This window comes from Yinghuangia sp. YIM S09857, from assembly GCF_051388915.1.
GTDB lineage: Bacteria > Actinomycetota > Actinomycetes > Streptomycetales > Streptomycetaceae > Yinghuangia.
In genome coordinates this window covers 17,881-24,116 of sequence record NZ_JBPKBH010000036.1, presented here as the reverse complement: position 1 = coordinate 24,116, position 6,236 = coordinate 17,881, and the positions used below count along the sequence as shown (strand labels likewise).

The 6,236-nt window shown below is 70.9% G+C and carries 8 protein-coding genes; 4 read left to right on the top strand and 4 right to left on the bottom strand.

Annotation, left to right across the window (positions count from 1 at the left end):
* The 3 genes from ACRX5S_RS40090 to ACRX5S_RS40080 all read left to right on the top strand — a co-directional run.
* Positions 1-317: hypothetical protein (locus tag ACRX5S_RS40090; protein ID WP_436778231.1), on the top strand; the 317-nt coding region annotated here is incomplete at its 5' end.
* Between the two features lie 42 nt (positions 318-359).
* Entirely contained in the window at positions 360-812 is a 453-nt protein-coding gene (locus ACRX5S_RS40085; protein WP_436778230.1) for a hypothetical protein, read from the top strand.
* A gap of 136 nt (positions 813-948) precedes the next feature.
* A complete protein-coding gene (locus tag ACRX5S_RS40080) occupies positions 949-1,494 on the top strand; it encodes a hypothetical protein (RefSeq protein WP_436778229.1) in 546 nt (181 codons plus the stop codon).
* A 233-nt stretch (positions 1,495-1,727) separates the two neighbouring features.
* Here ACRX5S_RS40080 and ACRX5S_RS40075 read toward each other — a convergent pair whose 3' ends face one another.
* The 4 genes from ACRX5S_RS40075 to ACRX5S_RS40060 all read right to left on the bottom strand — a co-directional run bounded on the left by ACRX5S_RS40075 (position 1,728) and on the right by ACRX5S_RS40060 (position 5,363).
* A complete protein-coding gene (locus ACRX5S_RS40075) occupies positions 1,728-3,356 on the bottom strand; it encodes a serine/threonine-protein kinase (RefSeq protein WP_436778228.1) in 1,629 nt (542 codons plus the stop codon).
* Between the two features lie 171 nt (positions 3,357-3,527).
* Positions 3,528-4,259 carry a DUF6508 domain-containing protein gene (locus ACRX5S_RS40070; RefSeq protein WP_436778227.1) on the bottom strand — a complete coding sequence of 244 codons (732 nt, stop codon included), beginning with the start codon at positions 4,257-4,259 and terminating at the stop codon, positions 3,528-3,530.
* A 73-nt stretch (positions 4,260-4,332) separates the two neighbouring features.
* Positions 4,333-4,695, bottom strand: coding sequence for a hypothetical protein (locus ACRX5S_RS40065; RefSeq protein ID WP_436778226.1), 363 nt, complete (start codon positions 4,693-4,695; stop codon positions 4,333-4,335).
* A 128-nt stretch (positions 4,696-4,823) separates the two neighbouring features.
* Complete coding sequence (locus ACRX5S_RS40060) at positions 4,824-5,363, bottom strand: hypothetical protein (RefSeq protein ID WP_436778225.1); 540 nt, start codon at positions 5,361-5,363, stop codon at positions 4,824-4,826.
* A gap of 154 nt (positions 5,364-5,517) precedes the next feature.
* Between ACRX5S_RS40060 and ACRX5S_RS40055 the strand changes: the two genes are divergently transcribed.
* On the top strand, positions 5,518-6,045 hold the full coding sequence (locus ACRX5S_RS40055; protein ID WP_436778224.1) for a Tn3 family transposase: 528 nt from the start codon (positions 5,518-5,520) through the stop codon (positions 6,043-6,045).
* The last annotated feature ends 191 nt before the right edge of the window (positions 6,046-6,236 follow it).

Sequence of the window (6,236 nt, the reverse complement as noted above, 5' to 3'; positions counted from 1 at the left end):
GCCCCGAGCACTACGGGGCCGCGGTCACCAGCGGACCGAACCGGACCAGGAAGGAGCCACCGCGCATGACCGACTCCCGGCCCGGCATCCCGCAGTGCCCGCACGTCTTCGACCATCCGGTCACCTACGCCGACCGGCAGCTCGTCAACGACGCCGTCGCATACAGCCGCGGCATCGGCGACCTGACCGGCCTACAGATCCACCTCGCCCGCCTGGGCCCCTGCCGCGCTCGCGAGCAGTACTTGGCCCTGGTCGCCGACGCCGAACAGGCCGCCCACGCCGACAACGCCGCCCGCGACCACCACACCGGCACCTGACCGCACGTCCCACCACCCATGCCCGGAAGGGGAGTTCCCCCGATGAACACACCGCCCGCCGACGAACTACTGGCCCGCGCCCGCCGCGCCGCGGCCCGTCACACAGGCGCCGCCGAAGCGGACGCGGCCTCACTGCGCATCGGCCTGGACGCCGTGGTCTCGGCGTTCACCGCACTCGACGCCGCCCTGGCCACAGGAGCATCGCTGCCGAACGCCTGGGCGGCGGCCACCTCGGCCCCGGGGTGGCGGGCCGAGCTGCGCAACACCGCCGGCCACACCGTCGCCGTCGCCCACCTCGACCCGCGCCTCACCCCCGAGGACGCCGCCTGCCGCATCACCAGCGACATGGGCATCTACTGCTCCTGGCTCATCCGCGACGCGGTCCTCACCTCCACCGACGAGGACCACCGCGCACCGGTGGTCGTCCCCAACCCGGACCACGAACGCACCCGCGCCGAACTCGACGCCCGCCGCCCCCACCCCACCGCGCCGTAACCCCGCCCCGCGCCCCGTGGGCAGCATGGGCCGCCGTGCCCAATCCCCCGGGGGGACGCGACCCGGCGCGTAGCAGCCGCCGAACCCGGCGGCCGACCGACGCACCATCCGCCCACACGGAAGGACACACACCGCCATGACCGAATCGACCGACATGATCGCGCGCCCGGTAGCGGGCGCGGTGTGGCACGACCACGCGGGGTTCCGCGTCCGCGTCGAGCGCCTGCTCGTCGAGAACGGCCGCCCGATGGTCGAGTACCGCGGCCTCGATGACCCGCAGGCCCACCACGTTTTCACGCAGGAGAACTTCCTGCACGTCTTCGCCCCTGCGACCGCGGCCAGACACCACGGCGAAGGCGCGGCGATCCGCGCCGCCGTGGCCGAGGCCATCGTCACGACGGGGAAGCTGGCGCACCCCCGGACCGGCGTCCTGGTGGAACTCGCCCACCGCGCACGCGGGTTGGCCGCAGCCATCGCGGCGCTGCCGGACCATGGAGATGCGGCCGACCGGGATGCCGAGGTCGCGGCCGAGGAGGTCTCCGACCTCCTGCACCGGGCCGCCGAAGCACTCCGCAGGGTCGCGGACGAGCAGATCCGCCCGGCCGTCGAACTACTCGACGCCGAACTCACCCACCCCACAGGCGGCATCGACGGCACCGCCGCGAACGACCCCGCCCCCTAGCTGACACGCGTCACTGCCCCGGTCGTTCCCTACCCGACGGGGCACCCCCGTTCACGGGGGTCGAGTAGGAACAGATTAGAGAGTGCAGTTTGGTGTCACATGAGTGGTCACCTGCTGCCGGGAGGCGTGTTCCCATCGGCCGGATGGATGAGATCGGGGCTCGTCGATGGGGTCGGTGGTGCTCCGTGGGCGCCCGCTCATCGTCTGCGGTCAACCGCTGGTGGAGGTGATGTTCAGACGCGGCAGTACATGCTGTTGGTGACCTCGCGGTAGTCCATGACTACGGCGGTGGCCATGGACTCGCGGTAGATGACGACGACCCGTCCGTAGGGCCAGTTGGTGTCGGTGCGGATCTTGTCGTTGCCGTGGGAGCAGCCGGTGAACATGACGGCGCGCCGCAGGTCGGTGAGGTCCCCGCCGTTGGCTCGGACGACCGATGAGGGGCCGACGGTGAGGAACATCGTCTGGGCCTCGGGGTTGAACGTGACCCGGACGCCTTCCGCAAGGTCCCATTCGTCGCGGAGGAACGGTCCGATGTCCTCGTTGATGGCGGCGGCGACGGCGCGTTCGGATGCGGTCATGGTGTCGCGTGCGGCGGCCCATTCGTCGGTGGTGGGCTGGGTGTCGTCGGCGCGTGTGTACGCCGGCTGCGGTTCGGCCGGTGCCCGACTGGCAGCGGGGGCGGCGGCTGCCGTGGTCGCGGGCCGGGTCGTCGTGGACGGCGGTGGTGTGGGCGTGGGGGTGACGGCGATCGACTCGGCGCGTGCAGGGGCAACAGGTTTCGACGACGGTGCTTCCGTGGGTGTCTGGGCCTGCTGCTGGTGTCCGTCGGCTGTGGAGAGGTACGCGACGGCGACGGGGATGGTTGCTGCGGCGGTCACTGCGGCTGCTGCGACGGCGGCCCACAGCGCCCGGGCCCGTGGTGTGCGCCGGGCGGCGGGCCAGGCATCTTCCAGGTGCGGGGCGACGTCCCATCGGTGGGCCACCAGGTCGTCGACGAGTGTGGGAGAAGCAGGCAGCGGGTTGGGTGCGGTGGTCGGCTGGCCGCCAAGGAGCGCGGCGCTTGCCTCGTACAGTGCGCCTGCCGACGGCCGGTCGACCGGATCTTTGGCCAGCGCGGCCGCGGCCAGGGCGTGCAGGTCCTCGGGCAGGCCCGCGAGGTCCGGTTCGTGGGACAACACGCGGAACGCGACCGCGTCGGGGGCTCCGGTGCCGAAGGGGTGCCGTCCGGTTCCGGCGTAGGCGATCAGGGCGCCCCAGGCGAAGATGTCGGACTCCGCGCCTGAGGTACCGGTCTTGTATTGCTCGGGGCTGATCCAGCCTGGTGTGCCGGTGAGAACGCCGGTGCGGGTGACGGAGGTTCCGTCGAGGGCGTGGGCGATGCCGAAGTCGAGCAGGCGTGGACCTTCGGGCGCGAGGATGACGTTGCCCGGTTTGATGTCCCGGTGGATTACGCCGGCCGTGTGGATCGAGGCCAGGGCCGCGGCGACGCCGGCGGCCAGGGCGTGCAGCGTCGCGCCGGTGAGCGGGCCGTTGTCGGTGATGTGCTGCTGGATCGTGGGGCCGGGTATGTACGCGGTGGCCAGCCACGGGCGTTCGGCGTCGCAGTCGGCGGCCAGCACCGGCACGAGACAGGGCCCGGTCACCTTGCTCGTCAGCGCCACCTCCCGCCGGAACCGCGCGCGAAACTCCTCGTCGCCGGTGTGTGCGGGGTGCACGACCTTTACCGCCACACGTCGGCCGCCCTTGTCGACGGCGGCGAAGACGGTGCCCATCCCGCCGCTGCCCAGCCGCCCCACGATCTGGTACGGGCCGACGCGGTCCGGGTCGCCGGGAAGCACCGGAGGGATGCGGGCGGTCACGTGGTCTCCCTGTCAGGCCGGGCAACGCTGGCGATGGATCGTAGGACACCACGTGGGTCTTTGCCGCGTACTTCTCTGCGGACTGATTCACCTGGGTGCGGGTGACCGCCTCAGGCCCGCCGTATTTCCCGTCCCGGGTGTTGCGATGAGCGGCTGCTTCTGTGGGCTGCTTCAGGCCGGGGAGAAGAAGTCGGTGGCGACGTCCCAGCCGTGTTTGACCTGTTCGTGGGCCTGCTTCTTGTTCCACGAGCCGGTGGTGACCCAGACGAGCTCTTGGACGTCGAACGCCTTGGTGTCCGCGTTCCAGACCAGGCGGGTGCGCCCGTCTTGGGCGATGTGGGTGACCTGGCCGTGCTGGTGGTCGCCGACGTAGACGTGTCGCGCGGGCGCCCTTCGGTGAGGCCGACCGTCGGACGCAGAGGTGGGCGTGTTGTTCACGGTGGGGTTCTCCCTTGCGGGGCGACATGCGGTGGTGTCGCGGTACCAGCCGCCGAGCGCGACCAGGACCGCGTGGAAGAGGCCGTCGGTGACGGCGCGGCCGAGGGTTCCTTCGTCGAACCGGTCGCCGCGGGCGATCCGCGTGGCGGCGAAGACGGCTTCGTCGGGGGTGAGTCCGCCGGGCTTGCGGTGGTCGGGCCAGGCGCCGTTCTGCCATGCGACGCGGGCCGTGACCGCGCCGACCTCGTACAGCAGTTCCATCGCCCTGACGACCCGGGTGGCGTAGACGGGGTAGCCGATGTGCCAGACGCCGTCGTCCCTCTGTTTCGGCGGGATCCAGGTGACTTCGTCGTTCTGCGGGGTCGCGAAGTCAGGGACAAACTGGAGTAGTTCGTGCCATGCATCGTGGTTGCCAGTGTCGAGTGCGTCGGTGAGGCCGCCGCCTTCGCGTGTGGTGTCGTGCATGTCCGCTCCGTGTGGTCGCTGGTCGCCGGGGCGGCGGGTGCGGTCTGGTGCGTACGCGCCGCCCCGGCGCATGTCAGGAGGGCTTGGCAGTGTCGTCGATGTAGGTGATGGAGCCGCCGCCGCGATTGCTGGGGGCGGGCTGTCCGTACCAGCGCTCGTGGTATGGGTGCCCCGGAGCCACGGGGCGGCCGACGAGGGCGCGCAGGCCGCTGGAGGCGGTTTCGACACGGTCCACCTCGAAGACGCAGCGCACGAGTCCGGCGTGCACGACGACGGCGAACTTCTCGCTGTCGGCCCGCTCACCCAGTTGCCAGCAGCCGCGCGCCGCCTCGTAGATCTCCTGGTCGGTCATGCCGTCGGCCCAGCCGCAGTACTCGCGGCCGAACTCGTCGTCGGGGCCAGCCTTGTGCCGGGCCTGGATGTTGATCTGGATCACGACGTTCCCCTCGCGTTGACGTGGACCTGCCCGGGGTACACGAGCAGGCCGCACTGCCGTGGATGTGCCTGGGACATGTGCGGTGTGGCGACGGTCCCCGCCGCCGAGTGCCCGGTGCGGGTTGTGCGTCAGGTCGCGTCGGCGGCGCGGTGGTGGTGGTACCAGTCGAGGAAGCGGCTGACCGAGCCGTCGAAGTCCTCGTTGAGCAACTCGTGCAGGGCGCGCTGGTCGTGGCCTTGAGCCCACTCGCCAGCGGCGACGGTGTCGCCGCAGCCGCAGCGGCAGGTGCCGGCCTCCGCGGGGTGGCGGAAGTACGCGACCGGGTTGCGGCTGCCGGTCGGCACCGGGTCCGGCTCCCCGACCAGGGCGTCGTGCACCGGGTGGCCGGGTTCGAGGACGGTGCCGGCGAAGCCCCGCCGGTCGCCGTTCTCGGCCCACCGGTCGATCTCGACCACCATGCGCACGGTGCCTTCGCCGACGACCACGGCATACTTCTCGCGCAGCGCCCGCTCACTCAGGCGCCACCAGCCCCGGGCCGCGTCGTAGACCTCCCGGTCGGACATCGTGGGGTCCCAGCCGGTCAACTCCCGTTCCAGGAACGGGTGCGCCGCGGTCGTCTCGCGACCGCCGCCAACGTAGGTGCGCCTGCCCAGGCGGATCCGAATCATCCGGCGCTTCCCCCTTAGTCAGGCCCACCCATTCGCGATGCAACACAAGGAAACACTTGGCACGTCGACGCTGTAAACGCTTTAACTCGCCTATCCACCAAGGAGTTTATGCTGCCGCAGCATATGACGCATTTACGGCGGCCACCCCCGTGGCGTGGCTGCGGCGGCCCAAGTGGCGTACGGGCCGTCGAAGATCGCCGATGGGGCGAGGTGTACGCATTTACTGCGACAGGAGAGGGCCTGGACCTGCTGGAGTGTCAACTCGCGCCGCCTGGACTGGTCCGCCTTTCTGGCGCGGTACCAACACAGCGAGTTGTTCCGCCGGAAGATCAACGAGCAGCTCAACCGGCAGGAGCCCTGGCCCAAACTCGCCCGCCGTATCTTCTGCGGCCAGGGCGAACTGCGCCAGAAGGACACTGAAGGCCAGGAAGACCAGCTCGACGCCCTCGGCTTGGTCCTGAACACCTGCGTGCTGTGGATCTCGGTCTACATCCAAGAGGCCGTCGCCCAGTTGCGCGCCCAGGGCCACCACATCACCGACGCCGACCTCGCCCGCCTCTTACCCCTCGGGCACGACCACATCCGGATGATCGGCCGCTACCACTTCATTCTTCCCGCCGACCCCGCCACCGGACGCCTGCGCCCGCTGCGCAGCGAACGCACCGAGGCACCCGTCGGCTGACTACTGTTCCGCCCTCCTTCGAGGGCGACCGGTGGTGTGAGCGTGCGGGCGAACCGCGTTGCTGTTGAGTGCGGTTCGCCCGCATGCGCGTCCGGCCCCGTCATTCGCGGCACCCAGGCCCGCCACGGCCCCCACCGTCGGGGCCGACAACGTCTCACGCGAACGGGCCGTGCCCGCCGCACATGGTGTGC

Coding starts and splice junctions, on each gene's coding strand:
- ACRX5S_RS40060 (WP_436778225.1), bottom strand. CDS start 5,363: ATGATTCGGATCCGCCTGGGCAGGCGCACCTACGTTGGCGGCGGTCGC.
- ACRX5S_RS40080 (WP_436778229.1), top strand. CDS start 949: ATGACCGAATCGACCGACATGATCGCGCGCCCGGTAGCGGGCGCGGTG.
- ACRX5S_RS40085 (WP_436778230.1), top strand. CDS start 360: ATGAACACACCGCCCGCCGACGAACTACTGGCCCGCGCCCGCCGCGCC.
- ACRX5S_RS40070 (WP_436778227.1), bottom strand. CDS start 4,259: ATGCACGACACCACACGCGAAGGCGGCGGCCTCACCGACGCACTCGAC.